The sequence below is a fragment of the Pseudomonas helmanticensis genome, assembly GCF_900182985.1.
Taxonomy (GTDB): Bacteria; Pseudomonadota; Gammaproteobacteria; order Pseudomonadales; family Pseudomonadaceae; genus Aquipseudomonas; species Aquipseudomonas helmanticensis.
Window position 1 is genome coordinate 187035 of the sequence record NZ_FXUY01000001.1, and the last position, 26642, is coordinate 213676.

22 protein-coding genes and 4 tRNA genes are annotated in these 26642 nt (G+C 59.9%); 23 read left to right on the forward strand and 3 right to left on the reverse strand.

The features are described from left to right. Positions 1 to 56 precede the first annotated feature (56 nt). From QOL84_RS00975 to QOL84_RS01075, 21 genes are all read left to right on the forward strand, one after another. Positions 57 to 824, forward strand: coding sequence for a class I SAM-dependent methyltransferase (locus tag QOL84_RS00975; protein WP_283435829.1), 768 nt, complete (start codon positions 57 to 59; stop codon positions 822 to 824). A gap of 54 nt (positions 825 to 878) precedes the next feature. Next, positions 879 to 1961 (forward strand): 3-isopropylmalate dehydrogenase, encoded by a 1083-nt coding sequence (gene leuB, locus QOL84_RS00980; RefSeq protein WP_283435830.1) that lies wholly within the window; start codon positions 879 to 881, stop codon positions 1959 to 1961. 66 nt (positions 1962 to 2027) lie between these two features. Next, complete coding sequence (asd, locus tag QOL84_RS00985) at positions 2028 to 3140, forward strand: aspartate-semialdehyde dehydrogenase (protein ID WP_129394714.1); 1113 nt, start codon at positions 2028 to 2030, stop codon at positions 3138 to 3140. 251 nt (positions 3141 to 3391) lie between these two features. After that, entirely contained in the window at positions 3392 to 4402 is a 1011-nt protein-coding gene (locus QOL84_RS00990) for an aspartate-semialdehyde dehydrogenase (RefSeq protein WP_283435831.1), read from the forward strand. Between the two features lie 208 nt (positions 4403 to 4610). Continuing rightward, on the forward strand, positions 4611 to 7265 hold the full coding sequence (locus QOL84_RS00995) for a motility hub landmark protein FimV (RefSeq protein ID WP_283435832.1): 2655 nt from the start codon (positions 4611 to 4613) through the stop codon (positions 7263 to 7265). A gap of 159 nt (positions 7266 to 7424) precedes the next feature. After that, positions 7425 to 8315, forward strand: a complete 891-nt coding sequence (gene truA, locus QOL84_RS01000) for a tRNA pseudouridine(38-40) synthase TruA (protein WP_372238451.1) — start codon at positions 7425 to 7427, stop codon at positions 8313 to 8315. Positions 8316 to 8380: 65 nt separating this feature from the next. Continuing rightward, a complete protein-coding gene (locus QOL84_RS01005; protein WP_283435833.1) occupies positions 8381 to 9001 on the forward strand; it encodes a phosphoribosylanthranilate isomerase in 621 nt (206 codons plus the stop codon). 227 nt (positions 9002 to 9228) lie between these two features. After that, complete coding sequence (gene accD, locus QOL84_RS01010) at positions 9229 to 10149, forward strand: acetyl-CoA carboxylase, carboxyltransferase subunit beta (protein ID WP_283435834.1); 921 nt, start codon at positions 9229 to 9231, stop codon at positions 10147 to 10149. Beyond that, positions 10146 to 11453 (forward strand): bifunctional tetrahydrofolate synthase/dihydrofolate synthase, encoded by a 1308-nt coding sequence (gene folC / locus QOL84_RS01015; protein ID WP_283435835.1) that lies wholly within the window; start codon positions 10146 to 10148, stop codon positions 11451 to 11453. Before accD ends, folC begins: the two co-directional genes overlap by 4 nt. Next, on the forward strand, positions 11437 to 12087 hold the full coding sequence (locus tag QOL84_RS01020; RefSeq protein WP_129394707.1) for an SPOR domain-containing protein: 651 nt from the start codon (positions 11437 to 11439) through the stop codon (positions 12085 to 12087). The genes folC and QOL84_RS01020 overlap by 17 nt, the downstream gene beginning before the upstream one ends. Before the next feature lie 98 nt (positions 12088 to 12185). Continuing rightward, on the forward strand, positions 12186 to 12746 hold the full coding sequence (locus QOL84_RS01025) for a CvpA family protein (RefSeq protein WP_007913461.1): 561 nt from the start codon (positions 12186 to 12188) through the stop codon (positions 12744 to 12746). A gap of 41 nt (positions 12747 to 12787) precedes the next feature. Next, positions 12788 to 14293 carry an amidophosphoribosyltransferase gene (gene purF, locus QOL84_RS01030; RefSeq protein WP_007913462.1) on the forward strand — a complete coding sequence of 502 codons (1506 nt, stop codon included), beginning with the start codon at positions 12788 to 12790 and terminating at the stop codon, positions 14291 to 14293. Positions 14294 to 14366: 73 nt separating this feature from the next. Continuing rightward, entirely contained in the window at positions 14367 to 15578 is a 1212-nt protein-coding gene (locus tag QOL84_RS01035) for an O-succinylhomoserine sulfhydrylase (protein ID WP_129394706.1), read from the forward strand. Continuing rightward, complete coding sequence (locus tag QOL84_RS01040; protein WP_077571931.1) at positions 15575 to 16351, forward strand: SDR family oxidoreductase; 777 nt, start codon at positions 15575 to 15577, stop codon at positions 16349 to 16351. The genes QOL84_RS01035 and QOL84_RS01040 overlap by 4 nt, the downstream gene beginning before the upstream one ends. A gap of 169 nt (positions 16352 to 16520) precedes the next feature. Continuing rightward, positions 16521 to 16596: transfer RNA gene (locus QOL84_RS01045), tRNA-Val, on the forward strand. Between the two features lie 55 nt (positions 16597 to 16651). Further along, a tRNA-Asp gene (locus tag QOL84_RS01050) sits at positions 16652 to 16728 on the forward strand. 91 nt (positions 16729 to 16819) lie between these two features. Next, positions 16820 to 16896: transfer RNA gene (locus QOL84_RS01055), tRNA-Asp, on the forward strand. 530 nt (positions 16897 to 17426) lie between these two features. Then, positions 17427 to 20258 carry a xanthine dehydrogenase family protein molybdopterin-binding subunit gene (locus QOL84_RS01060; protein WP_283435836.1) on the forward strand — a complete coding sequence of 944 codons (2832 nt, stop codon included), beginning with the start codon at positions 17427 to 17429 and terminating at the stop codon, positions 20256 to 20258. Further along, positions 20251 to 20790 (forward strand): (2Fe-2S)-binding protein, encoded by a 540-nt coding sequence (locus tag QOL84_RS01065; protein WP_129394703.1) that lies wholly within the window; start codon positions 20251 to 20253, stop codon positions 20788 to 20790. Before QOL84_RS01060 ends, QOL84_RS01065 begins: the two co-directional genes overlap by 8 nt. A 2-nt stretch (positions 20791 to 20792) precedes the next feature. Then, the gene (locus QOL84_RS01070; RefSeq protein ID WP_283435837.1) at positions 20793 to 22028 is read left to right on the forward strand and encodes a c-type cytochrome; all 1236 of its coding nucleotides are present in this window, start codon (positions 20793 to 20795) and stop codon (positions 22026 to 22028) included. Position 22029: 1 nt separating this feature from the next. Next, positions 22030 to 23001, forward strand: a complete 972-nt coding sequence (locus QOL84_RS01075; RefSeq protein WP_283435838.1) for an XdhC family protein — start codon at positions 22030 to 22032, stop codon at positions 22999 to 23001. Positions 23002 to 23153: 152 nt separating this feature from the next. Here the strand turns inward: QOL84_RS01075 and QOL84_RS01080 are convergent, their stop codons facing one another. Continuing rightward, the gene (locus QOL84_RS01080; RefSeq protein WP_283435839.1) at positions 23154 to 24437 is read right to left on the reverse strand and encodes an NAD(P)/FAD-dependent oxidoreductase; all 1284 of its coding nucleotides are present in this window, start codon (positions 24435 to 24437) and stop codon (positions 23154 to 23156) included. A 183-nt stretch (positions 24438 to 24620) separates the two neighbouring features. Here QOL84_RS01080 and QOL84_RS01085 point away from each other — a divergent pair. Continuing rightward, positions 24621 to 24697: transfer RNA gene (locus QOL84_RS01085), tRNA-Val, on the forward strand. A gap of 140 nt (positions 24698 to 24837) precedes the next feature. Here the strand turns inward: QOL84_RS01085 and QOL84_RS01090 are convergent. Both QOL84_RS01090 and QOL84_RS01095 read right to left on the reverse strand, forming a co-directional pair. Then, positions 24838 to 25173 carry a hypothetical protein gene (locus tag QOL84_RS01090; protein ID WP_283435840.1) on the reverse strand — a complete coding sequence of 112 codons (336 nt, stop codon included), beginning with the start codon at positions 25171 to 25173 and terminating at the stop codon, positions 24838 to 24840. 12 nt (positions 25174 to 25185) lie between these two features. Further along, a complete protein-coding gene (locus tag QOL84_RS01095) occupies positions 25186 to 25560 on the reverse strand; it encodes a hypothetical protein (RefSeq protein WP_283435841.1) in 375 nt (124 codons plus the stop codon). Positions 25561 to 26164: 604 nt separating this feature from the next. On the opposite strand from QOL84_RS01095, the gene QOL84_RS01100 reads away from it, so the two are divergent. Further along, a complete protein-coding gene (locus QOL84_RS01100; protein WP_283435842.1) occupies positions 26165 to 26620 on the forward strand; it encodes a DUF2214 family protein in 456 nt (151 codons plus the stop codon). The last annotated feature ends 22 nt before the right edge of the window (positions 26621 to 26642 follow it).

The following is a 26642-nucleotide window of genomic DNA, read 5'->3' on the forward strand; positions in this document are numbered from 1 at the left end:
TGCTCGCGATGAGGCCCTCAAAAGCACCACAAGACTCACCCTAAAAAGGAAGTCCCATGACCAGTACCGCCCAACACACCCAGGTCGTACAAAAGCAATTCGGTGAACAGGCCGCCGCCTACCTGAGCAGCGCCGTTCACGCTCAAGGCACCGAATTCGCGCTGCTACAGGCTCAACTGGCCGGGCAGGGCGAGGCTCGCGTGCTGGACTTGGGTTGCGGCGCCGGTCACGTCAGTTTTCATGTGGCATCGCTGGTCAAGGAAGTGGTCGCTTACGACCTGTCGCAGCAAATGCTCGATGTGGTTGCCGCCGCTGCCGTTGATCGCAACATCTGCAACATCGCCACGGTCAACGGCGCCGCCGAGCGTCTGCCGTTTGCCGATGGCGAGTTCGACTTCGTGTTCAGCCGTTATTCGGCGCATCACTGGAGCGATCTCGGTGTGGCCTTGCGCGAAGTGCGTCGGGTGCTGAAACCGGGCGGTGTGGCGGCGTTCGTTGATGTGTTGTCACCGGGCAGTCCGTTGTTCGACACTTACCTGCAAAGCGTCGAAGTGCTGCGCGACACCAGCCACGTGCGCGATTATTCAGGCGCTGAATGGTTGCGTCAGGTCAGCGAGGCCGGTTTGCATGTGCGCAGTACCACGCGCCAGCGCCTGCGTCTGGAATACACAAGCTGGGTTGAACGCATGCGCACGCCTGAAGTGATGCGCGCGGCGATCCGCCAGTTGCAGCAGTCGATGGGCAACGAAGTGCGCGAATATTTTGAGATTGATGCCGACGGCTCGTTCAGTACAGATGTGATCGTACTGATGGCTGAGTGCTAAGAATTTTTCCGGGCGCGCCTAAGATGGCGCACCGACTGAAGACACGAGGAAAGCATGAGCAAGCAGATTCTGATTCTCCCAGGTGACGGTATTGGTCCTGAAATCATGGCCGAAGCGGTCAAGGTGCTGGAGCTGGCCAACGACAAGTACAGCCTGGGTTTCGAGCTGAGCCATGACCTGATCGGTGGCGCTGCCATCGACAAGCACGGCGTGCCGCTGGCCGACGAAACCCTCGACCGCGCCCGCGCTGCCGACGCTGTTCTGCTGGGCGCCGTCGGTGGTCCGAAATGGGACACCATCGAACGTGACATCCGCCCTGAGCGCGGCCTGCTGAAAATCCGTGCGCAACTGGGCCTGTTCGGCAACCTGCGTCCGGCGATTCTGTACCCGCAACTGGCCGAGGCTTCGAGCCTGAAGCCGGAAATCGTTGCCGGTCTGGATATCCTGATCGTCCGTGAGCTGACCGGTGGCATCTACTTCGGCGCACCGCGCGGCACCCGCACCCTGGAGAACGGCGAGCGTCAGTCCTACGACACGCTGCCGTACAGCGAAAGCGAAATCCGCCGCATCGCTCGCGTCGGTTTTGACATGGCCATGGTGCGTGGCAAGAAGCTCTGCTCGGTGGACAAGGCCAACGTGCTGGCGTCCAGCCAACTGTGGCGTGAAATCGTTGAAGAAGTGGGCAAGGATTACCCGCAAGTCGAACTGAGCCACATGTACGTCGATAACGCCGCCATGCAGCTGGTGCGCGCACCGAAGCAGTTCGACGTGATCGTCACCGACAACATGTTCGGCGACATTCTGTCCGACCAGGCGTCGATGCTCACCGGTTCCATCGGCATGCTGCCGTCGGCCTCGCTGGACACCAACAACAAGGGCATGTACGAGCCTTGCCACGGTTCGGCGCCGGACATTGCCGGTAAAGGCATCGCCAACCCGTTGGCGACCATTCTGTCGGTATCGATGATGCTGCGTTACAGCTTCAATCTGCAGGACGCCGCCGATGCCATCGAAAAAGCCGTCAGCGTCGTGCTCGATCAAGGGCTGCGCACCGGTGATATCTATTCGGCCGGTTGCACCAAAGTCGGTACGCAGGAAATGGGCGACGCAGTAGTCGCCGCGCTGCGGAATCTGTAATCTCTCGGGCCCGCTGCGAAATTCAATACAAAGCAGCGGCCCACTTTTCAAGAAGGTGTAGTTGCGATGAAACGTGTAGGTCTGATCGGTTGGCGCGGGATGGTCGGTTCCGTGCTCATGCAGCGGATGCTGGAAGAGCAGGATTTCGATCTAATCGAGCCGGTGTTTTTCACCACTTCCAATGTCGGTGGCCAAGGCCCGTCCGTGGGCAAGGACATTGCTCCGCTCAAGGATGCTTACAGCATTGACGAGCTGAAGACCCTCGACGTGATTCTGACCTGCCAGGGTGGCGACTACACCAGCGAAGTGTTCCCGAAGCTGCGCGAAGCCGGCTGGCAGGGTTACTGGATCGACGCGGCCTCCAGCCTGCGCATGAACGATGACGCAGTGATCATTCTCGATCCGGTCAACCGCAAGGTTATCGACCAGCAGCTCGACGCGGGCACCAAGAACTACATCGGCGGCAACTGCACCGTCAGCCTGATGCTGATGGGCCTGGGCGGTCTGTTCGAAGCGGGTCTGGTCGAATGGATGAGCGCCATGACCTATCAGGCGGCCTCCGGTGCCGGCGCGCAGAACATGCGTGAGCTGATCAAGCAAATGGGCGCGACCCACGCTGCTGTCGCCGATCAACTGGCCGATCCGGCCAGCGCGATCCTCGACATCGACCGTCGCGTGGCCGACGCCATGCGCAGCGACGCGTACCCGACCGAAAACTTCGGCGTACCGTTGGCTGGCAGCCTGATCCCGTGGATCGACAAGGAACTGCCGAACGGCCAAAGCCGCGAAGAGTGGAAGGCCCAGGCCGAGACCAACAAGATTCTCGGTCGCTTCAAGAGCCCGATCCCGGTCGACGGCATCTGCGTGCGCATCGGTGCCATGCGTTGCCACAGCCAGGCGCTGACCATCAAGTTGAACAAAGACGTGCCGATCGCCGACATCGAAGGGCTGATCAGCCAGCACAACCCTTGGGTCAAACTGGTGCCGAACCAGCGCGATATCAGCATGCAGGAGCTGAGCCCGACCAAGGTCACCGGCACCCTGAATGTTCCGGTCGGTCGTCTGCGCAAACTGAACATGGGCTCGCAGTTCCTCGGCGCGTTCACTGTTGGCGACCAGCTACTGTGGGGCGCGGCCGAGCCGCTGCGTCGCATGCTGCGGATTTTGCTTGAGCGTTGATCGTTTGATGCAATGAAAGAGCCCGCGCCTTGAAAGAGGTGCGGGTTTTTTTATGCCTTGGATTTCTCGGTTGCCTAGTCTGGCCTCTTCGCGAGCAGGCTCGCTCCCACAGGGGTTATGCATTTTAAATGTGGGAGCGAGCCTGCTCGCGAAGGGGCCGGTGCAAGCACCGCAAATCCCCGGCAGAAATTGCCTGTGCGGCGGTCACCCGGTAAAGTGCCGCTCCCCCCGTTTCGCCAGAGGCTCGCACCATGACCCAGACCCTAGATATTGCCGTAATCGGCGCCACCGGTACTGTCGGCGAAACCCTCGTACAGATTCTCGAAGAGCGCGACTTCCCGGTCGGTAATCTGCACCTGCTGGCGAGCAGCGAATCCGCCGGCAGTTCGCTGCTGTTCCGCAACAAGAACGTGCGCGTTCGCGAAGTCGACGAGTTCGATTTCAGCAAGGTCAAACTGGTGTTTTTCGCCGCCGGCCCGGCGATCACTCTGAGCTATGCCGCCCGCGTGCAGGCTGCCGGTTGCTCGCTGATCGACCTGTCTGGCGCGCTGCCGGCCGATCAGGCGCCACAAATCGTTCCGGAGGCCAATGCCGCCCGGCTCGCCGGTTTGAAGGCGCCGTTCCAGGTCAGCAGCCCAAGCCCGTCGGCCACTTCGCTGGCTGTGGTGCTGGCGCCGCTGCTCGATCTGCTCGACCTGCAATCGGTGCATGTCACCGCCAATCTGGCCGTTTCCGCCCAAGGCCGCGAAGCCGTTACCGAACTCGCGCGGCAAACCGCCGAGTTGCTGAACATGCGTCCGCTGGAGCCAACCTTCTTCGATCGGCAGATGGCTTTCAACGTGCTGGCACAGGTCGGTACGCCTGACGCGCAGGGCCACACGCTGCTGGAAAAACGTCTGGTGCGCGAGTTGCGCCAGGTGCTGGCGCTGCCTTCATTAAAGATTTCCGCAACTTGCGTTCAAGCCCCGGTGTTTTTTGGCGATAGCTTTAGCGTGACCTTGCAGTCAACGCAGGCTGTCGACCTGGTAAAGGTCAACGCCGCTCTCGAAGATGCGCCGGGTATCGAGCTGGTCGAGGCCGGTGATTATCCGACAGCGGTCGGTGACGCAGTGGGTCAGGATGTTGTCTACGTCGGGCGCGTGCGCAGTGGCGTCGACGACCCGGCGGAACTTAATCTGTGGCTGACGTCAGATAACGTACGCAAAGGTGCAGCCCTTAACGCTGTGCAGGTGGCTGAATTGTTGATAAAAGACCTGCTGTAAAAGATACTTGGCAACAATTTGTCGACTGATTCTAGGTGAGCGCTATGCTTGCCCGGAGCGCTTGATAACGTGTCACCCTCCGGGACTTTCCGGGGCATCAAAGAAATGATCGCGCGCGACATCTGTCGTCGTCGCGCGCAATGCCTTACGGCAGCGACAATCAATATCTTCTCGCTGGCCGAGGAACGTTCAAACAAAGGATGAGGCTATGGTTCAAGTTCGCAAACTGGTGTTAGCAATAGCGGCCGCCTCGGCGCTGTCCTCCGGTATGGCGCATGCCCTCGGGCTCGGGGAGCTGACCCTGAAGTCGACCCTGAACCAGCCGCTGGTGGCTGAAATCGAGCTGCTCGACGTCAAGGATCTCACCGCTGCCGAAGTGGTACCGAGCCTGGCTTCAGCCGAAGATTTTGCCAAGGCCGGCGTTGATCGCCAGGCCTTCCTCAACGATCTGACCTTCACCCCGGTGCTCAACGCCAGCGGCAAAAGCGTGCTGCGCGTGACGTCGAGCAAGCCGCTGTCGGAACCGATGGTGAAATTCCTCGTCCAGGTGATGTGGCCGAACGGCCGTCTGCTGCGCGACTACAGCGTGCTGCTCGATCCGTCGAAGTTCTCGCCGCAGACCGCTGATGCCGCCGCGCAACCGGCACCATCGCAGACCATCGCTGCGCCGACCACTGGCGCCACGCACCCGACGCAATACACCACCACGCCGCGCGATACCCTCTGGGAAATCGCCGCGAAGGCGCGCACCGGTGGTTCGGTGCAGCAGACCATGCTGGCGATTCAGGCGCTGAACCCGGACGCGTTCATCGGCGGCAACATCAACCGTCTGAAAACCGGTCAGGTTTTGCGACTGCCGGACGCGGTGCAAAGTACCGCGTTGCCGCAGAACAAAGCGATCGCCGAAGTGGCGGCGCAGAACGAAGCCTGGCGTCAGGGCCGTCGTTATGTGGCCAAGCCGGGCAGCGGCCAGCAGCAGCTCGATGCGACCAATCGCGGCCGGGCGAACACTGGTGCTGCATCAAACGCTCAGGACAACCTCAGCCTGGTCTCTGCCGAAAGCGCTAAAGGTCGCGGTAAAGGCCCGGCGGGCGACGCCAAGGCGTTGAGCAACAAACTGGCGGTCACCCAGGAAAGCCTCGACACGACCCGTCGTGACAACGAGGAACTGAAAAGCCGCATGACCGATCTGCAGAGTCAGTTGGACAAACTGCAAAAGCTGATCGAGCTGAAAAACAATCAACTGGCGAAGTTGCAGGCCGAAGGTTCGGGCGCAGCGCCAGCGGCGAATGGTGCGGCAGCAGCGGTTCCGGCGATCACCGCCGAATTGGCTGCCACGCCACCTGCGACGCCGACAGACGCTGCGGCGGCATCGCCGACGCCTGAATCGGCGATCGCACCACCGGTCGAGACACCGGCCGAACCGGTGGTCGCGCCGACACCTGCGGTCGATGACGAGAAGACGTTCAACGAACTGCTGACCAATCCGATCCTGCTGGGGCTGATCGGTGGCGGTGCGGTGGTCCTGCTGCTCCTGCTGTTGTTGCTGGCACGTCGCCGCAAAGCTCAGCAGGAAGCCGAGAAGCACGTGCGCATGGCGCGTGCGCTGGCCGAAGAGCAAGAGTTCTCCGCCGAACAGGATCTGCCGGAAAGCAGCTTCGAAGGTCTGGAAACACCTGCCGCCAGCGTCAAGCTGAATACTCCGGCGCCAACCCCGGCTCCGGCTCCTGCACCAGTCGTGGCGCCCGTGGTAATGGCCGAACCGATTGCTGCGCCGCTGGTGGCACCGGCCGCCGAGCGTTCCGATGACGTGCTCGACAAGGCGCAGTCGCACATCAATGCCGGTCGCCTGAATCAGGCTGCGGCGTTGCTGGAGGAGGGCGTCAGCCTAGAGCCACAACGTAGTGACCTGCGCCTGAAACTGATGGAAGTCTATGGTCAGCAGGGCGATCGCGATGCGTTCGTCGGCCAGGAGCGTCAGTTGGTGGCCAACGGCGACAACTTTGCCAAGGTCGAAGAACTGAAAAGCCGCTTCCCGGCCATGGCCGTCGTCGCTGCTGCCGGTCTGGCGGCTGCCGCCGTCGCTGCCGAGCTGGACGCGCAATACGTCAAGGACTTGCTGCTGGATGAGCCTGAAGCACCGGCGCCGGCGCCAGTGGAAGACGATCTCGACAGCGCGTTTGACCTGAGCCTGGACGATCTCGACAACATCACGCCGGTAGAACCCGCGCCGGTTGTTGAGCCTGAGGCGCCGGTCGAGCTGGACGAATTTCCGTCGGACGACGACCTGAGCTTCGAGTCGGTGCTGCAACAGCAGACCGAGATCAAAGAGAACCTCGACGATTTGTCGGACTTCGACCTCGATCTGGACCTCGGTGCTGATCCGGCTCCAGCTCCAGCGGTTGACCTGGCGGACGACGATTTCCTCTTGGATCTGGACGAGGGCGTGAAAGACCTGTCGCCGGTAGAACCACCGGTCGTGGCCGACTTGCCGCAGGATGATCTGGAATTGCCGGCTGATTTCGACCTGTCGCTGGCAGACGAAATGGACAGTAACCCGGCGGCTGAGCCTGATGCCTTCTCAGCGGAGCTGGATGACGTCAATGCTGAGCTCGATCGCCTGTCGCAATCGGTTGCCGAGCCGACCTTCACCGAAGCCGATGCAGCGATGGGTGGCGATCTGGGCGAAGACGATTTCGACTTCCTTGCCGGCACCGATGAAGCCGCGACCAAGCTCGATCTGGCTCAGGCCTACATCGACATGGGCGACAGCGACGGTGCGCGTGACATCCTCAACGAAGTGTTGACCGAGGGTGACGAGAAGCAGCGTGGCGAGGCCAAGGAAATGCTCTCGAGCTTGTAATCAGTCCAGCGGTAAACGAAACGGCAGCCCACAAAGGCTGCCGTTTTTTTTGGTTTTCAAGGTCAAAAGATCGCAGCCTTCGGCAGCTCCTACAGGGGAATGCGGATTTCTGTGTAGGAGCTGCCGAAGGCTGCGATCTTTTGATCCTGAGGCCTTATAATGCCCGCCTTTGCAAAAACAGCAGGCTGTCCCACCTTGGCAAACATAGATAACCCGGTCGCCGAACTGGCCCCCGACGGCTTTTACCGCGTTGCACTGGGCGTTGAGTACAAAGGCTCGCGCTACAGCGGCTGGCAGCGTCAGCTGACGGGTGTGAAGACGGTGCAGGAAGAGCTCGAAAAAGCCTTGTCAAAAGTCGCCAACTCGCCGGTTTCGTTGCAGTGCGCCGGGCGCACTGACGCCGGCGTGCATGCCTGTGGGCAAGTGGTGCATTTCGACACTCAGGTCGATCGTTCGCTGAAAGCCTGGGTGATGGGCGCCAATATCAATCTGCCCCATGACATCAGCGTCAGTTGGGCGCGGGTGATGCCGGCGCATTTCCATGCGCGGTTCAAAGCCATCGCCCGGCGTTATCGCTACGTGATTTACAACGATCAGATCCGCCCGGCGCATCTCAACGAAGAAATTACCTGGAACCACCGCCCGCTCGATGTCGAGCGCATGGCCGAGGCGGCGCAGCACCTGATCGGTACTCACGATTTCAGTGCGTTCCGCGCCGGTCAGTGCCAGGCCAAGTCGCCGATCAAGAAAATGCATCACCTGCGCGTGACCCGTCACGGCAAGATGATCGTGCTCGATATCCGCGCCAATGCCTTCCTGCACCACATGGTGCGCAACATCGCCGGTGTGTTGATGACCATTGGCGCGGGTGAGCGTCCGGTCGAGTGGATGAAGGAAGTCCTCGAAAGCCGTGAGCGCCGCTCCGGTGGGGTGACCGCGCATCCGTACGGCTTGTATCTGGTGCAGGTCGAGTATCACGATGAGTTCCCGTTGCCCGAGCGTTTTGTCGGGCCACATTTCCTTACGGGTTTCTCCGAACTGGACGGCTGACGCCCTCGAACGCTTTTGTTACCATCCGGGACTTTCCCGGATTTTGCCTTGGAGTTTTTCTCGACATGTCAGCCGTTCGCAGCAAGATCTGCGGGATTACCCGCATGGAAGATGCGCTGGCCGCCGTCGAGGCCGGGGCGGATGCGATCGGATTCGTGTTTTACGCCAAGAGCCCGCGCGCAGTGTCGGTGCAACAGGCGCGGGCGATCATCAAGGCGCTGCCGCCGTTCGTGACCACGGTGGGCCTGTTCGTCAATGCCAGCCGCTGCGAGCTGGGGGAAATCCTCGACGCCGTGCCGCTGGACTTGCTGCAGTTCCATGGTGACGAGACCGCCGAAGAGTGTGAGGGCTGGCATCGTCCGTACATCAAGGCGCTGCGGGTCAAGGCTGGCGATGATATCGCTGCTGCCGTCGATGCTTACCCGAGCGCCAGTGGCGTTTTGCTCGATACCTACGTTGAAGGCGTGCCCGGCGGAACCGGTGAGGCGTTCGACTGGTCATTGATTCCGCAAGGCTTGAGCAAACCGCTGATTCTGGCGGGTGGTCTGACGCCGGAAAATGTCGCAGGCGCCGTGGCGCGGGTAAAACCTTACGCGGTAGATGTCAGCGGCGGGGTAGAGGCGAGCAAGGGCATCAAGGATCACGCAAAGATTCGCGCATTCATTTACGCCGTAAAAGGAATATAGGGACCTGCCGGTTCCGATATTGATGTGACGGCTGGCAGTCTGCCGCCGTCCATCAATGCACTTGCACAAAGCAGGCGCGGCTGAGGGTTTCTGGAGGGCACGCAGGTCATGTTTCGCGCTGACCGTGGTCACCCAGGCACCATCGCCACACACATGAATTTAGCTGAAGGGCATACGCGGGGTTGCGAACCAGAGCGTTCGAACCGCCGGTACTGGAGAAAGAAAGCATGAGCAACTGGCTAGTAGACAAACTGATCCCTTCGATCATGCGTTCCGAGGTCAAAAAGAGCTCGGTGCCTGAAGGTCTGTGGCACAAATGCCCGTCTTGCGAGGCTGTGCTGTATCGCCCGGAGCTGGAAAAGACCCTGGACGTTTGCCCTAAGTGCAACCACCATATGCGCATCGGCGCACGTGCGCGTATCGACATTTTCCTCGATGCCGAAGGTCGCAACGAACTGGGCGCCGATCTGGAGCCGGTTGACCGTCTGAAATTCCGCGACGGCAAGAAGTACAAGGATCGCCTGGTCGCTGCACAGAAGCAGACCGGCGAAAAAGATGCGCTGATCTCCGTCAGCGGCACCTTGCTGGGTATGCCGGTTGTGGTTTCGGCCTTTGAATTCGCCTTCATGGGCGGTTCGATGGGTGCCATCGTCGGTGAGCGCTTCGTACGTGCTGCCAACTACGCGCTGGAAAACCGTTGCCCGATGATCTGCTTCGCCGCTTCCGGCGGTGCACGCATGCAGGAAGCACTGATCTCGCTGATGCAGATGGCCAAGACCTCGGCTGTACTGGCGCGTCTGCGTGAGGAAGGCATTCCGTTCATCTCCGTGCTGACCGACCCGGTCTACGGCGGCGTTTCCGCCAGTCTGGCGATGCTCGGCGACGTGATCGTCGGCGAGCCGAAAGCCCTGATCGGTTTCGCCGGTCCGCGTGTGATCGAGCAAACCGTACGTGAAAAACTGCCGGAAGGCTTCCAGCGCAGCGAATTCCTGCTGGAGCACGGCGCGATCGACATGATCATCCACCGTCAGGAACTGCGCCCGCGTCTGGGTAACCTGCTGGCACAGATGACTGGCAAGCCGACGCCGAAATTCGTCGCGGCGCCAATCGAACCGATCGTGGTTCCGCCGGTACCTGCTGGCCTATGACCGAGCGCACCCTTGGCGAATGGCTCGCCTACCTTGAGCAGTTGCATCCGTCGGCCATCGACATGGGCCTGGAGCGTTCGCAACAGGTAGCGTCCCGTATGTGGCTGGGCCAGCCGGCGCCTCGGGTGATTACGGTCACCGGCACCAACGGCAAAGGTTCGACCTGCGCATTCGTGGCTTCCTTGCTACGCGCGCAGGGCCTGAGCGTTGGTGTCTACAATTCTCCGCACCTGCTGCGTTACAACGAGCGGGTGCAGCTCAATGGCGTCGAAGCCACTGACGCACAGCTGTGCCAAGCCTTTGCTGCGGTCGAGGCCGGCCGCGGCGACACTTCCCTGACTTACTTCGAAATGGGCACCTTGGCGGCGTTCTGGCTGTTTCAACAGGCAAAACTTGACGCAGTGGTGCTCGAAGTCGGTCTGGGCGGGCGTCTGGATACGGTCAATGTGGTCGATGCCGACATCGCGCTGGTCACCAGTATTGGCGTCGATCACGCCGATTACCTGGGCGACACCCGTGAATCCGTGGCTTTCGAAAAGGCCGGGATCTTCCGTCAGGGCAAGCCTGCGCTGTGTAGCGATCTGAATCCTCCGCAACCGTTGCTCGACAAGGCGCATGAGCTGGCCTGTCCATTCTTCCTGCGCGGGCGAGATTTCGACCTCGGCATCACTGATCAGTATTGGCAATGGCGTGGCACCGATGCGCAGGGCCAAGCGGTTGAACTGCATGACTTGCCGCTGCTGGATCTGCCGATGGAAAACGCCGCGCTGGCGTTGCAGGCCTATCTGCTGCTTGGTTTGCCATGGGATGCGCAGCAGATCGTCGCGGCGTTGCAAGCGACGCGTGTGGTCGGACGTCTCGATCGCCGCGGGTTCGACTGGAACGGCAAGCGCCTGAATTTGTTGCTGGATGTTGGGCACAATCCGCATGCGGCCGAATATCTGGCCCGTCGTCTGGCCTCGCGGCCACCGGTCGGCAAGCGCCTGGCGGTGTTCGGGCTGCTGGCGGACAAGGATCTCGATGGTGTTGTCGGCGAGTTGAATGCTAGTGTCGAGCACTGGGCCGTGGCGCCACTGGATTCGCCGCGTGCGCGCCCGGTGAGTGAGTTGCATGCGGCCCTGCACAACCTTGGCGCGTCCGTCACGTCTTACGACAGTGTCGCCGACGCGCTGGAAGGGCAGTGTGCAGTAGCTACCAGCGACGACGAGATTCTGTTGTTCGGATCATTTTATTGTGTCGCCGAGGCCCTTGAATGGCTGGCCCGGCACTCCACGGAGGAAGCGGCAAATGGCTTTGCTGGATAAAGCGTACAAGCAGCGCATGGTTGGCGCTTTGGTGCTGGTGGCGCTGGCAGTGATTTTCCTGCCGATGCTGTTTTCCCGTCAGGATGAGCAGCGTCAAGTGACTGTCGAAGCCCCGGCCGCACCACAGGCGCCCGTTGTGCCGCAGGTGCAAATGGAAACGGTGGCCGTGCCTGAACCGCAAGCCTTGCCGCAAGAGCCAGTGCCAACGGATGAAGAAGTCGCCGAAGACACGGCGCCTGCTGCGCCCGTTGCAGCAACGCCGACGGCGCCCATCATGATCACCAAGCCTGCTGCGCCGCCTGCGGTGGCCAAGTCGATTCCGGCGCCTGCCCAGCCGATCGCGGCTGCGTCGAGCAAGCCTGATACCACGCAAAGCCGCGTCGATGCCAACGGCCTGTCGGTGAGTTGGTCGGTGCAACTGGCGAGCCTGTCGAGCCGTGCCAGTGCCGAGAGCTTGCAGAAAACCCTGCGCAGCCAAGGCTATAACGCGTATATCCGTTCGGCCGACGGCAAGAATCGGGTGTTTGTCGGGCCGCTGATCGAGCGCTCCGAAGCCGATCGTCTGCGTGATCTGTTGGGTCGTCAGCAGAACCTCAAGGGTTTCGTCGTGCGCTTCCAGCCTGAGCGTGGCTGAAAACTATCGCCTCGATTGAAATGCACTGACAATCGCAGCTTACCGAGAGGCATGCGCTCTGCTAAAATGCGCCGCCTTATCCGTCTGTAGGCTGCACTGTGCCATTTACCTGGGTTGACTGGGCGATCGTTGCAATCATCGCCATCTCCGCTTTGATCAGTTTGAGCCGCGGCTTCGTCAAGGAAGCATTATCGCTGGTGACCTGGATCATCGCAGGAGTCGTCGCCTGGATGTTCGGTGGCTCATTGTCCGAGTACCTCGCCGGATACATCGAAACCCCATCGGCTCGCGTGATCGCGGGCTGTGCCATCATGTTTGTCGCCACACTGATCGTGGGCGCAATGATCAATTATCTTATCGGCGAGTTGGTTCGCGTCACCGGGTTGTCCGGGACCGATCGATTCCTCGGCATGGCCTTCGGCGCAGCGCGTGGCGTGTTGCTGGTGGTCGTGGCGGTCGGGCTGTTGAGCCTGGGGCCGGTACAGCAGGACGGGTGGTGGAAAGAATCACAGCTCGTACCAAAATTTCTATTGGTCGCCGATTGGTCCAAAAACCTGATCCTTGGGTGGAGCAGTCAGTGGCTTGCCAGCGGAATCAGCGTACCCGCTGATATTCCGTTCAAGGAGCAGCTCTTGCCGTCGGCGAAAACGCCTCAGTGAGTGTTGTTCAGTTCAGATCCATTAAGTAGGGGTTGCGTCGCATGTGTGGCATCGTCGGTATCGTCGGTAAGTCGAACGTCAATCAGGCGCTGTATGACGCGCTAACCGTGCTCCAGCACCGCGGCCAGGACGCTGCCGGTATCGTGACCAGCCATGATGGCCGGTTGTTCCTGCGCAAGGACAATGGCCTGGTGCGTGACGTGTTTCAACAGCGTCACATGCAGCGTCTGGTCGGCCACATGGGTATCGGCCACGTCCGTTACCCGACTGCGGGCAGCTCGACTTCGGCCGAAGCCCAACCGTTTTACGTCAACTCGCCTTACGGCATCACTTTGGCGCACAACGGTAACCTGACCAACGTTGAACAGTTGGCCAAAGAGATCTACGAATCCGACCTGCGTCACGTCAACACCAGTTCCGACTCGGAAGTGTTGCTCAACGTGTTCGCTCACGAGCTGGCCCAGCGCGGCAAGCTGCAGCCGACCGAAGAAGACGTGTTTGCCGCCGTGACCGACGTGCACAACCGTTGCGTGGGTGGCTACGCGGTTGTGGCGATGGTCACCGGTTACGGCATCGTCGGTTTCCGCGACCCGCACGGCATCCGCCCGATCGTGTTCGGCCAGCGTCACACTGACGAAGGCGTCGAGTACATGATCGCCTCGGAAAGCGTTTCGCTGGACGTGCTCGGTTTCACCCTGATTCGCGACCTGGCGCCGGGCGAAGCGGTCTACATCACTGAAGACGGCAAGCTGCACACCCGTCAGTGCGCGACCAACCCGTCCCTGACCCCATGCATTTTCGAACACGTCTACCTGGCGCGTCCGGATTCGATCATCGACGGCGTTTCGGTGTACAAGGCGCGTCTGCGCATGGGTGAAAAACTCGCCGAGAAGATCCTGCGCGAGCGTCCAGAGCACGATATCGACGTGGTCATCCCGATTCCGGACACCAGCCGCACCGCTGCGCTGGAGCTGGCGAACCACCTGGGCGTGAAATTCCGCGAAGGTTTCGTCAAGAACCGTTACATCGGCCGGACCTTCATCATGCCGGGCCAGGCGGCTCGCAAGAAGTCGGTTCGCCAGAAGCTCAACGCCATCGAGCTGGAATTCCGCGGCAAGAACGTGATGCTGGTCGATGACTCGATCGTGCGTGGCACCACGTGCAAGCAGATCATCCAGATGGCTCGTGAAGCCGGCGCGAAAAACGTCTACTTCTGCTCGGCGGCGCCGGCTGTGCGTTTCCCGAACGTCTACGGCATCGACATGCCAAGCGCGCATGAACTGATCGCACACAACCGTTCGACCCAGGACGTGGCGGATCTGATCGGCGCTGACTGGCTGATCTATCAGGACCTGCCTGACTTGATCGAAGCGGTTGGTGGCGGCAAGATCAAGATCGAGAACTTCGATTGCGCAGTGTTCGACGGCAAGTACGTCACCGGCGACGTCGACGAGGCGTACCTGAACAAGATCGAACAGGCGCGTAACGACTCCTCGAAGATCAAGACTCAAGCGGTCAGTGCGATCATCGATCTGTACAACAACTGAGTTTCTACCGGCCCTGAGGGGCCGGTTTTGTATCTGAATTTCAATTTTTGCGAACAGGGCAAGGAGTGACAGCATGAGTCAGGAATGGGATGCCGGTCGGCTGGACAGCGACCTTGAAGGCGTAGCGTTCGATACCCTGGCCGTACGTGCCGGTCAGCACCGTACGCCGGAAGGTGAACACGGTGATCCGATGTTCTTCACTTCCAGCTACGTGTTCCGCACCGCCGCCGACGCGGCTGCGCGGTTTGCCGGGGAGGTGCCGGGCAACGTTTACTCGCGTTACACCAACCCGACCGTGCGCGCGTTCGAAGAACGTATTGCTGCGCTGGAAAGCGCCGAGCAGGCCGTTGCGACCGCAACCGGTATGGCGGCGATCATGGCGGTGGTGATGAGCCTGTGCAGTGCCGGTGATCACGTGCTGGTCTCGCGCAGCGTATTCGGCTCGACCATCAGCTTGTTCGAGAAGTACTTCAAGCGTTTCGGCGTGGAAGTCGACTACGTGCCACTGGCTGACCTTTCGGGTTGGGATGCGGCGATCAAGTCGAATACCAAGCTGCTGTTCGTCGAATCGCCATCCAACCCTCTGGCCGAACTGGTCGATATCGCCGCGCTGGCGGAAATCGCTCACGCCAAAGGCGCGATGCTGGTGGTCGACAACTGCTTCTGCACACCAGCGTTGCAGCAGCCGCTGAAAATGGGCGCGGACATCGTCGTGCACTCGGCGACCAAGTTCATCGACGGCCAGGGCCGTTGCATGGGCGGTGTGGTAGCCGGTCGCAGCGAGCAGATGAAAGAAATCGTCGGCTTCCTGCGCACCGCCGGGCCGACCCTGAGCCCGTTCAACGCGTGGATCTTCCTCAAAGGCCTGGAAACCCTCAACCTGCGGATGAAGGCGCATTGTGCCAACGCCCAGCAACTGGCCGAATGGCTGGAGCAACAGGACGGTATCGAGAAAGTCCATTACGCCGGTCTCAAGAGCCATCCGCAGCACGAGCTGGCCCAGCGTCAGCAGAAGGGCTTCGGGGCGGTCGTAAGCTTTGAGGTCAAGGGTGGCAAAGAGGGCGCCTGGCGCTTTATCGATGCCACTCGCCTGATCTCGATCACCGCTAACCTTGGCGACAGCAAAACCACCATCACCCATCCGAGCACCACCTCCCACGGCCGTCTGGCGCCGCAGGAGCGTGAGGCGGCGGGTATTCGCGATAGCCTGATCCGCATCGCGGTAGGTCTGGAAGACGTTGCTGACCTGCAAGCCGACCTGGCGCGCGGTCTGGCAGCGCTGTGATCGAGTTGTCGACGCCGAAAGCCGGTACCCATGGCCGCGTTGCGCTGGTCACGGGTGCCGCGCGCGGTATCGGTCTGGGGATCGCGGCGTGGTTGATCAGCGAAGGCTGGCAAGTCGTGCTGACCGATCTGGATCGTGCGCGCGGTTCGAAAGTGGCGAAGGTGCTGGGCGAAAACGCCTGGTTCATCGCCATGGACGTTGCCGATGAGGGCCAGGTTGCGTTGGGTGTTGCCGAGGTGTTGGGGCAGTTTGGTCGTCTCGATGCACTGGTGTGCAACGCGGCGGTGGCTGATCCGCACAACATCACCCTGGAAAGCCTTGATCTGGCTTACTGGAATCGCGTGTTGGCGGTGAACCTCAGTGGGCCGATGTTGCTCGCCAAGCATTGTGCGCCGTATCTGCGCGCGCATAACGGTTCTATCGTCAATCTGGCTTCGACCCGTGCGCGGCAGTCGGAGGCCGATTCCGAGGCGTATGCGGCGAGCAAGGGCGGGTTACTGGCGCTGACGCATGCGCTGGCGATCAGCCTGGGGCCGGAGATTCGCGTCAACGCCGTCAGTCCGGGCTGGATCGATGCGCGCGATCCTTCTGCGCGTCGAGCCGAGCCTTTGGCCGATGCCGATCATGCTCAGCATCCGGCGGGCAGGGTAGGGACGGTCGAAGATGTGGCTGCGATGGTCGCCTGGTTGTTGTCGAGGAATGCCGGGTTTGTTACCGGGCAGGAATTCGTCGTCGACGGCGGCATGACCAAGAAGATGATTTACAGCGAATAGCAACCGAAGCGGCGATCTCCTGTAGGAGTGAGCCTGCTCGCGATAGCGGTCTGACGGTTGATGGTATCTGGAGGAATGAAGCAATTTCGTCTTTTTTAGAAAAACTTCAATCCTGCTATTGACTTAGGTTCGCTACCTGCGTAAATTTCGCGGCCTCGGAGATGCAAACGGGTGATTAGCTCAGCTGGGAGAGCGTCTGCCTTACAAGCAGAATGTCGGCGGTTCGATCCCGTCATCACCCACCACTCCCCGAGAACTTGCTTAAGCAAGAACGTAGGCTGAAAGTGCCTGCACCGACGCGCAGCGGTAGTTCAGTCGGTTAGAATACCGGCCTGTCACGCCGGGGGTCGCGGGTTCGAGTCCCGTCCGCTGCGCCATATTTAACGAATCAGATTTATCTGGTTCGCGATTGCCAAGCACCGAAGCTAGCAGTCAACGAGTTACTTGAGCGCAAGCTCAAAGCGATACGCAGCGGTAGTTCAGTCGGTTAGAATACCGGCCTGTCACGCCGGGGGTCGCGGGTTCGAGTCCCGTCCGCTGCGCCATATCTGCTTCAAGGACCACTGAACGCCTTGAAGCACCGAAAACAACCTTTGGTTGATTCGGAATCGATAGCAAAGACCCTGGTCGAAAGACCGGGGTTTTTTGTGTCTGAAATTTGACCTCCACTCCCATCACGCAACCCGGCTCCTGTAGGAGCTGCGGCACGCTGCGATCTTTGATCTTGATCGGTAAAAGCAAGATCAAAAGATCGCAGCCTCGTTTCACTCGACAGCTCCTACAACAGCTCCTGTAACAGCTGCTGCAGGGGGAGTTGCGTTTGTATTTTCGGGTGTGTGGCGGGTGTGTCAATTGACCTCATGCGCTACCACGTCGCATTGTCTTTTTTGATTCTTTAGTCAGAAATTTGTATCTGGTTGTTTGCTGCGAGCGCAGAAACCTTTAAAGTTAACCTTTCGGTCAGCTTTGCACTGTCATCACGCCTTTCGTTTAGCCAAGAAGGGCTTCTGCAAGACTCGAGATTCCCCAGTAGATAACCAGAAGGGCGGACGTATAACCGCCCAGAGGATGATCCATGTCCAACCGTGATATATCCCGGCGCTCGTTCCTCCAGGGCGGGCTGGTGGCGGGTGTGAGCGTCACGCTCACGCCGCTCAGCAGTCAGGCGCTGGCTGCCTTGATGGAAAACAGCGTCACCGTGCCGTCCGAGAAATGGCTCGGCAACAACGGCAAGGCGCGTCAGCGTAACGATGCACTGTCCAAGGTCTGCGGCAGCAAGGTCTTTGCCCGCGACATCCGCTCCAAGGACATGCCGGGCTGGCCTGAGCAGCAAGGCCACGCCATGTTGCTGAAAACCATCAAGGCTGACCGCATCTACGACGGCTACGACCTGTCGTGGCTCGGCGCCGAGTTGCAGCCGGACCGTATCGTCACCGCCGCTGATCTGGACAAGGACGGCATCGTCTTCCCGGAAGAGCACGCGCCGGATCCGCTGCTGCCGGAAGGCAAAGTGCCGATGTTCATCGGTCACCCGGTGGCGATCCTGATCTGGAACGATTTCGAGCGTTTTCGTCAGGCCAAGAACAAACTCAAATTCAATGACAAGGCGATTCGTTACGGTGCACAAGTGCCGTTCTACGAAGGCGACCCCTATGGCAGTTTCCGCTACGTGCGTGTGGGTGGTGCGACCTCGGCCGACGAAGATGAGTTCGCCAGCCTGAAGGACTCGATCCTCTTTCCGATGCTGAAAAACCGTCGCCCGGTGTGGAATTCCCAGCCCAACCTGCACGGCAACCTGACCGAGCGCGGCCTGTTCTACGCCGACCGCATGAAGAAAGAGATCGATACCCCGCCAGACAACTGGCTGGTGTTCGACGAACGCTACAAAACCCCGTCGATCGAACCGGCCGCGATGGAGCCGGACAACGGCAACGGCTGGTACGACCCGAAAACCAAGACCCTGCACTTCGTCGTGGCCACCCAGTGCCCATTGGAAGCTGCGACCGAGACCGCGAAAATGATCGCGCCGTCGCGCTTCGGCCTCGACAACCTGAACATGCACCCGGGTTATACCGTGGGCTACGGTTCCAAAGACCACAACATCTTCGTCTACTACGCAGCCCTTGCCGCGCTGTACGGCGCCGGTGTGCCGGTACGCTTGGCGAACGACCGCTACGAGCAGTTCCAGAGCGGCATCAAGCGTCACCCGTTCGACATCCGCTACCAATTGGCCGTGGACAAGAACGACTACAGCTTCAAGATTTTCCGCGCGGAAATGAGCGTCGACGGTGGTGGCCGGATCAACTACAGCCCGTCGGTGGCTGCGGTTGGCGCCACCGCTGCGCAGTCGATCTACTACATGCCGCAGAACGATTTGCAAGTTACCGCCTATCACTCGCGTGGCGTTGAAGCCGGTTCGATGCGCGGTTACGGCACTCTGCAAAGCATGGCGTCGACCGAAATGATGGTCGACGAAATTGCTGATCGTCTCGGTGTCGATGCGATCGACCTGCGTCGCAAAAACGCCCTGCGTTCGGGCATGAAAAACACCCAGGGCGCGATCCCGGCCGGTGCCCTGCGCCTGCACGAGATTCTCGACAAAGCCTCGGTGCACGAAGTCTGGAAAAACCGCGACGCGATCAAGAAACAACGCGAAGCCGCAGACCCGGACAACTGGTACGGCGTTGGTTTCGCCATTTGCCAGAAAGACTTCGGCACCGGCTCCGAAGCGCCGATGGCCAGCATCGAATTCACCGCCGACGGTCGCATCAGCCTGCGCCACATCGGTATCGAAATCGGCACCGGCATGTCCACCTCGCAGGCCTTGGTCGTTGCCGATTTCCTCGGCAGCCCGGCGCACGAAGTGAAGACTGGCGAAACCGAATGGAAGGAAATGCAGCTGATCACCAGCGGCAACCCTTACATCATGAGCCAGGCCGAACAGGACAACTTCCTGCGCAACCCGCGTTGGGTCGGCAAATTGGCTTCGGCCTCGTCGGCGACCAACTCTGCGTACTACTTCAGTCACGCCACCCGTGAAGCGGCGCGCGTGCTGTTCAACCACGGTTTGTGGCCGGCGGCGCTGGAGATCTGGCGTCAGGGCCCGTTCGGCGGCCAGGCCAACCCTTACGTGGTGCGTCGCGAAGATGCGCATTGGGTCGACGGCAAACTGACTGCCAACGGCATGCAGCCGTTGAGCTTCGAAGAGCTGGCCAAACGCGCTCACGAGCGGGGTCTGGTCACCGCTGCCACCGTCCACGGTTTCAACCGCTGGAGTTGGGCCGAAGCTGAATACAGCATCGACGGCGTGCGCGAGCGTCTGCCGCTCGACGGTCTGGCGGTGAAGTACGGCGATGGTGCCCCGAAAGCCAAGCAAGCGCTGATGAGCACGGCCGGTTTCCACCTGCTCGATCGCCAGAACATCAGCTACCCGGCGACTCAGTTGAACAACGCTGCCGTGACTTACTACAGCCCGGTCGCCACGCTGGTCGAGCTGAAGGTCAACAAGGGTTCTGCTGAAGTTGAAGTGCTCAACCACCATTCGTGGGTGGAGTGCGGTCGTGTGCTGGTCGAAGAGTTGGTCAAGGGCCAGATGGAAGGCGGTATCGCCATGGGCATCGGTCACGCACTGATGGAAGAGATGCCGTTGTACGAGGGCGGGCCGGGGGAGGGTGACTGGAACTTCAACCGTTACCGTCTGCCGATGGCGCGTCACGTTGCCGTGTGGAAACAGACGTCGGAAATTCTCCCGGCGCTGTCGCCAAGCGATCCGTCCAAAGGCATCGCCGAAGTGGTGATGATCCCGATTGTCGGTGCCATCGGTAACGCCGTGGCGCATGCCATCGGTAAACGTGTTCGCGATCTGCCTATCACTCCAGCGCGCATCAAGGAGGCCCTCAATGGCTAACCGTCCGTTTCAACTGACCCTCAATGGTCAATCCGTCGGTCCGGTGGACATCCCTGATGACCTGCCGATGATCGACTACCTGCACGAATACAAAAACCTCACCGGTTCGCGTCTGGGCTGCGGCCAGGGCATCTGCCACGCTTGCGTGGTGATCGTCGACAACCCGGACGGCACCAGCGAAGAGGTACGCACCTGCATCACCGGCGCGCATTACTTCGAAGGCAAGAAAGTCCGCACCATCGAATCCCACGCCAAGCGTGACGAGAGCGGCCAGGTCACCGAGCTGAACCCGATCCAACAACGCTTCGTCGACGAGTTCGCTTTCCAGTGCAGCTACTGCGCACCCGGTTTCGTCAACGCCGCGACCGTGTTGGTGGAGAAACTGCAGCGCCAGCCGATCGTCAAAAGTCAGCTGGAAAAAGTCATCGAGGACAGCCTCGGTCATCACATCTGCCGTTGCACCGGGTACGTGCGTTACTACAACGCCACCCGCAACGTGCTGACCGATCTCGGCTTGGTCAAGGAGGGTTAAGCATGAAGCTTTTTCTGACCCGCCTGACCCTAGCGGTCGGCCTTGCTGCGCCGGTGTTGTTCGCTCACGCCGATGATCAGGTCAAGCGCGGCGAGTATCTCGCTCGCGCCGCCGATTGCATGGCTTGCCACACCGCTCCCGGTGGCGCGCCGTTTGCGGGCGGCCTGCCGATTGTCTCGCCGTTCGGCACGATTTACGGCACCAACATCACCCCGAGCAAAGAGCACGGTATCGGTTTGTACAACGATGACGAGTTCTTTGCTGCGCTGACCGAAGGCAAGCGTCGCGACGGCGCGAATCTTTATCCGGCAATGCCGTACACCTCGTATCACCTGATGCCGCGTGAAGATTCGGACGCGATCCATGCTTACCTGAAAACCATCGAACCAATCGAGCGCGCAGCACCGGTCACCAGCCTGAGCTTTCCGTTCAACGTGCGTCCGGGCCTGATCGGCTGGAACATGATGTACGGCAAAGACCTGAAACTGCAGCCGGCCGAAGGCAAAAGTGAAGCGTGGAAGCGCGGCCAGTACATGGTCGAAGTCCTTGGTCACTGCGGCGAATGCCACACGCCACGCGGCCTGCCGGGCGCGATGCAGTTGGATAAACGCCTCACCGGCGGCATTCTCAATGGTTACCTGGCGCCGAGCCTGCTGGCCACCGACCTGGCTGCTCGCGGCTGGAACGAGCAGGATCTGGGCACGTTCCTCAAGCACGGCATGAGTGCGCAGGGGACGATGTTCAACGAGATGTTCCCGGTGTTCCACAACAGCACGCAAGGCCTGAGCGATACCGATCTGGCGGCGATGGCAACGTTCCTGCTCGGCGACAAGCCGCCAGCAGCCAAAGCGCTGGTTGAAGTGCCAGTCGAGAAACTCAGCGCCAGTGCCCAGCGCGGTCAGCAGGCATATCTGAACGTCTGCGCCGGTTGCCATGCGGTCGGTGGCGAAGGCAAACCGCACATCGCGGTGGCCATGCGCGGCAACACCACGTTGCGTCTGGAAGACCCACGCAACCTGTTGCGCGTGATCGAAGATGGTATCGGCGAGCAGAAGTTTTCCGGGTTCGAGCGCATGCAGCCGATGCCGGGTTTCGCCGACAAGCTCAGTCCTGATCAGCTGACCGATCTGCTCAACTACCTGCGCCAAGGTTGGGGTGGGCAGTCCGCCGAGCTGGCAGTGAGTGAGGTGCAAAAGCTGCAAGCTGACGCACCGTCCATCGAGCACAAGGCCCACTGACATGCAGCATCTCGATCTACAAGTGGTGCGAAGGGCGCTGGAGTGGTCGGTGGTGGGGCAGCGCATCTGGCTCTGCACCGTGCTGACGACTTACGGCTCGGCACCGCGTGCGCCAGGTTCGCTGCTGGCGGTGAACGATGGCGGACAGTGGATCGGCTCGCTGTCGGGTGGCTGCGTCGAGGAGGATTTTCTCGAGCGCGTCGCCGAGGGGGCGTTTCTCGATGCGGTCAACGTCGTGCGCTACGGCGAGGGTGACGATCCGCGTTCGCGGGTCAGCCTGCCCTGTGGCGGCATTCTCGATGTGCTGGTAGAGAAATTTGACGCCGACTGCGAAGTGCAGGCGCATCTGCGTGAACTGGAATCGGCGTTGCTCGGTCAGCGTCGGCTGATTCGCGAAGTCGATCTGGCCAGCGGTGCACGCAGTCTGTTCGCTGATCGCGAGCAGGGTGCGCGGATCGAACGCGAGATTGATCGGGTACGCATCCGCGTTGGCGCGGCGCAGCGTCTGTTGCTCGCCGGGTATTCCAGCGTGGCGCAGGCGTGTGCCGAGTTTGCTGTCGGCCTCGGGTTTGAAGTGATTCTCTGCGATCCGCGTGATGAAGTGCTAGAAGGCGTGGTGCTGGATGGCGTGGAGATTCGTCGGCAATTGCCTTCGGTGTTTATCGCCGATGGCGGCTGCCACCGCGATACCGCCGTTGTCGCGTTGACCCATGATCCACGCATCGACGATCTGGCGATGATGGAAGCGGTGCGCACCGAGGCGTTCTACATTGGCGTGATGGGTTCGCTGCAGACCTCGCAGAAGCGCTTCGAACGCCTGCGGCGGATTGGTGGGCTGGGGGAGAGTGAGCTGGCGCGGATTCATGCGCCAATCGGTCTGAACCTGGGCAGCAAGACGCCGGCAGAAATTGCCTTGGCGGTGCTTGCGGATATTCTGCGGATCCGCAGCGGCATTGCTCGCGATCAGCTCTGATTAAGTGGTAGATGCATTTGTGGCGAGGGGATTTAGCGAAACGTCGCACCGCCCCGTTGGGGTGCGAAGCGCCCCCTCTTATATAGAAGGGGACTGCTACGCAGCCCAACGGGGATAAATCCCCTCGCCACATTGGTTCCTATAGCTCGAATTTAAAAACCGTACTTATCTCGCAACCCGTAATACCAGGCCCCCAACGCCGCAAACGGCGTGCGCAACATCTGCCCGCCCGGGAACGGGTAATGCGGCAAATCGGCAAACGCATCAAAACGCTCGGCCTGACCGCGCAACGCCTCCGCCAACACCTTGCCTGCCAAATGCGTGTACGTCACGCCATGGCCGCTGCAGCCCTGCGAGTAATAAATGTTGTCGCCCAGGCGCCCAACCTGCGGCAAGCGCGACAAGGTCAGCAGGAAATTTCCTGTCCAGGCGTAATCAATCTTCACGTCTTTAAGCTGCGGGAACGCCTTGAGCATTTTCGGGCGGATGATCGCCTCGATGTTCGCCGGATCGCGCGCGCCGTAAACGACACCGCCGCCGAAGATCAGACGCTTGTCGCCCGTCAGGCGGTAATAGTCGAGCAGGTAGTTGCAGTCTTCGACGCAATAATCCTGCGGCAGCAACGCTTTCGCCAACTCGTCACCCAGCGGCTCGGTGGTGATCACCTGCGTGCCGCACGGCATCGATTTGGCCGCCAGTTCCGGCACCAGATTACCGAGGTAAGCGTTGCCGGCGACAATGATGAACTTGGCCCTGACCTTGCCTTGCGGCGTATGCACGACCGGGTTGGCGCCGCGCTCAATGCGCACGGCAGACGATTGCTCATAGATAGTGCCGCCGAGGGACTCAACCGCAGCCGCTTCGCCCAGCGCCAGGTTCAGCGGATGTATATGGCCGCCGCTCATATCGAGCATGCCGCCGACATACTGATCGCACCCGACCACTTCGCGGATGCGGCGCTGATCGAGCAGTTCCAGTTGCGTATGACCAAAACGCTCCCAGAGACGCTTCTGCGATTCCAGGTGCCCCATTTGCTTGGCAGTCAGGGCAGCAAACACGCCACCATCTTTCAGATCGCACTGGATATTGTATTTGGCCACCCGCTCGCGAATGATCCGGCCGCCCTCGAAAGCCATCTGCCCGAGCAACTGCGCCTGCTTCGGCCCAACGGAGCGTTCGATCACGTCGATGTCACGGCTATAACTGTTAACAATCTGCCCGCCATTACGCCCGGAAGCGCCGAAACCGACCTTGGCCGCTTCCAGTACCGTCACCCGAAAACCGTTCTCCAGCAGAAACAGGGCAGACGACAAACCGGTATACCCGGCGCCGATCACACAGACGTCCGTCTCCACATCATCCTGCAAGGCAGGGCGGGGCGGTACGGCGTTGGCCGACGCAGCGTAATAAGACTCTGGGTAAGGGGTGTTCGCCATCCTGCAGCCTCTGTTTAATATATTTTACGAGTGCACCGATCCTACCCGAGTTGAAAAACCTCCGCCAGCCACCGGAAAATCTTCCTCAGCGACCCGAAATTAAATATTTTGCATATTCATAGGCTTAGGTGAAAAAAAGGTGTTGACACCCCTCCGGAATTCCGTAGAATGCCGCCTCACAGCAGGCACGTAGCTCAGTTGGTTAGAGCACCACCTTGACATGGTGGGGGTCGTTGGTTCGAGTCCAATCGCGCCTACCAAACAAAATCCGCTCTGCTGGGCGGTCTGGAAGGGCTCACCGAAAGGTGGGCCCTTTTTTGTTGTCTGCGATTTGTGCGGAGCGCTCAAAAGGTCTCGGGTGTGTTCACTTGGACGGTGTGGGCGATTGTGTCTGGAAGGATTATTGGCATTCAAAATCCCAGGCATCAATGATCAGGTCTTCTACCTCTTCTTCTGTCGTCGTGAGGCCCAGGCATTCGTTGTCTTTTTTGTAATGGAATTCGCAGTACTGCACTCCTTGGGTGCACCGCTCGATTTCTACAATTCCAATGTTTTCAAGTTCCAGTGCCGTGCCAACCGGCTGCATCTCTTTCGCCGCACTTGGCTTCCAGTCGTGCTGGAGTAATACGCTCCGTGCCGCTAAGAATGGCATGCCTTGCTTGATTGGAAGATCTGAAGCGCAGGCAATGGCGCTGGAGAAATAAAACAACATGCAAGCACAAGGGGCGAATCTCATCGTGAGTCGCCCTTAATCGGTGTCAGGGCATTTGAAGCCCCAATTGTTGATTCTCATGTCTTTGACCTTTTCGCCTGTTGTACTGACGACCAGGCATTCGTTGTTCTTTCTATAGTCGAACTCGCAGTATTGAACGCCTTCCGTGCATCGCTGCACTTCGCTGACCCCCATATTTCTAAGTGTTTTCATTAGGCCGTCGGGGTTCATTTCATCCGTCAAGTTTGGTTGCCAGCCTTGCTTGAGCAGCGCTTTTCGTGCGCTCAGAAACGGCATTCCCTGTGTAATGGGTAACTCGGCTGCACAGGCAAAAAAACTGAAGCAGCCAAAGATGCTCAAGACGTTGGCAAAATGAATCATGGCAACGCGCGGCTTACGGAAAAGGCTCAATCCGGTTCAGTCTGATTTTTTGGCGCCACTGAAGCTTCTGCAGCTGGCTAACCCTTCCTCCGCAATCAAGTCTTCTGTTCCGGGGGCGAAGTCGGGCTCAGGGTGCGTGGCGCATGGAATGCGCAGGCATTCACGACGAATAGGGGGGAGAGCTGGCTGTCCATGGGCGAGAATTTTCCAATTGTTACTGTCCGTCTAAATTTGCGCTCGAACAATCCTCCGGAGCAGAGGTATTGATCAACAATTCTTAGAGTGCCGGGATGGTTGATTTTTGACCGTCCGTCGCCAGCATCCTTTAAAATAGTGTGGATATTTAACGACTTACGATGATTTTTAACCGACCGGTTATCAAAAATAAGTTGTTAGGTGCAGCATGATTCAGTAAGATCCGCCCCGCGTTCACCACCACGGTTTATGCATTTTTAAATCCCAAGCTTCCATCAGCTGCTTGGGATTTTTTTTGCCTGCGATTTGCCTCTGCCGGCTGAGTTTTCTTCTGTCAATCTCTCCTGTATGCCTGGCGACACCCTCCGCGGGCAAATCCTTGCTTTTTCAACTACTACTGACTGGCCAATTTTCAACTCTTTCTGATGAGGGTTTATCGATGCTGGTTCATTGGTTTCTTGCAGCTGTTCATCTGCTGGCATTTGCCTTGGGTTTTTGGGCGGTACTGACGCGTGGAACGGCGTTCAGTCGCCTGGCGGCCGGGACCGGGGAGGCGGGACGGGTTCTGCTGGCTGACAATGTCTGGGGGATGTGCGCGCTGATCTTGTTGATCACAGGCGGAATGCGTGCCTTTGGCGGCTACGAAAAAGGCACTGACTATTATCTTCATCAGCCGCTGTTTCATCTGAAGATGACGCTGTTCGTGCTGATTCTGCTGATAGAGCTTGCGCCGATGATCACTCTGATCAAATGGCGGATCGCCAAGGCGCGGGGGGTGGTACTCGATACCGGGCGAGCAAAGCTGTTCGCACGCATCAGTCACGTCGAGGCGTTGCTGCTGGTGCTGATGATGGTTGCTGCCACTGGCATGGCGCGAGGTGTGACGTTCGGATAGGAAGGCGAATTCCCTGTGCTCT

What these genes read in the sequence shown, in the direction of transcription:
- QOL84_RS00975 (WP_283435829.1), top strand. Translation starts at nt 57, where the DNA reads ATGACCAGTACCGCCCAACACACCCAGGTCGTACAAAAGCAATTCGGT.
- leuB (WP_283435830.1), top strand. Translation starts at nt 879, where the DNA reads ATGAGCAAGCAGATTCTGATTCTCCCAGGTGACGGTATTGGTCCTGAA.
- asd (WP_129394714.1), top strand. Translation starts at nt 2,028, where the DNA reads ATGAAACGTGTAGGTCTGATCGGTTGGCGCGGGATGGTCGGTTCCGTG.
- QOL84_RS00990 (WP_283435831.1), top strand. Translation starts at nt 3,392, where the DNA reads ATGACCCAGACCCTAGATATTGCCGTAATCGGCGCCACCGGTACTGTC.
- QOL84_RS00995 (WP_283435832.1), top strand. Translation starts at nt 4,611, where the DNA reads ATGGTTCAAGTTCGCAAACTGGTGTTAGCAATAGCGGCCGCCTCGGCG.
- truA (WP_372238451.1), top strand. Translation starts at nt 7,425, where the DNA reads ATGCCCGCCTTTGCAAAAACAGCAGGCTGTCCCACCTTGGCAAACATA.
- QOL84_RS01005 (WP_283435833.1), top strand. Translation starts at nt 8,381, where the DNA reads ATGTCAGCCGTTCGCAGCAAGATCTGCGGGATTACCCGCATGGAAGAT.
- accD (WP_283435834.1), top strand. Translation starts at nt 9,229, where the DNA reads ATGAGCAACTGGCTAGTAGACAAACTGATCCCTTCGATCATGCGTTCC.
- folC (WP_283435835.1), top strand. Translation starts at nt 10,146, where the DNA reads ATGACCGAGCGCACCCTTGGCGAATGGCTCGCCTACCTTGAGCAGTTG.
- QOL84_RS01020 (WP_129394707.1), top strand. Translation starts at nt 11,437, where the DNA reads ATGGCTTTGCTGGATAAAGCGTACAAGCAGCGCATGGTTGGCGCTTTG.
- purF (WP_007913462.1), top strand. Translation starts at nt 12,788, where the DNA reads ATGTGTGGCATCGTCGGTATCGTCGGTAAGTCGAACGTCAATCAGGCG.
- QOL84_RS01035 (WP_129394706.1), top strand. Translation starts at nt 14,367, where the DNA reads ATGAGTCAGGAATGGGATGCCGGTCGGCTGGACAGCGACCTTGAAGGC.
- QOL84_RS01060 (WP_283435836.1), top strand. Translation starts at nt 17,427, where the DNA reads ATGTCCAACCGTGATATATCCCGGCGCTCGTTCCTCCAGGGCGGGCTG.
- QOL84_RS01065 (WP_129394703.1), top strand. Translation starts at nt 20,251, where the DNA reads ATGGCTAACCGTCCGTTTCAACTGACCCTCAATGGTCAATCCGTCGGT.
- QOL84_RS01070 (WP_283435837.1), top strand. Translation starts at nt 20,793, where the DNA reads ATGAAGCTTTTTCTGACCCGCCTGACCCTAGCGGTCGGCCTTGCTGCG.
- QOL84_RS01075 (WP_283435838.1), top strand. Translation starts at nt 22,030, where the DNA reads ATGCAGCATCTCGATCTACAAGTGGTGCGAAGGGCGCTGGAGTGGTCG.
- QOL84_RS01080 (WP_283435839.1), bottom strand. Translation starts at nt 24,437, where the DNA reads ATGGCGAACACCCCTTACCCAGAGTCTTATTACGCTGCGTCGGCCAAC.
- QOL84_RS01090 (WP_283435840.1), bottom strand. Translation starts at nt 25,173, where the DNA reads ATGAGATTCGCCCCTTGTGCTTGCATGTTGTTTTATTTCTCCAGCGCC.
- QOL84_RS01100 (WP_283435842.1), top strand. Translation starts at nt 26,165, where the DNA reads ATGCTGGTTCATTGGTTTCTTGCAGCTGTTCATCTGCTGGCATTTGCC.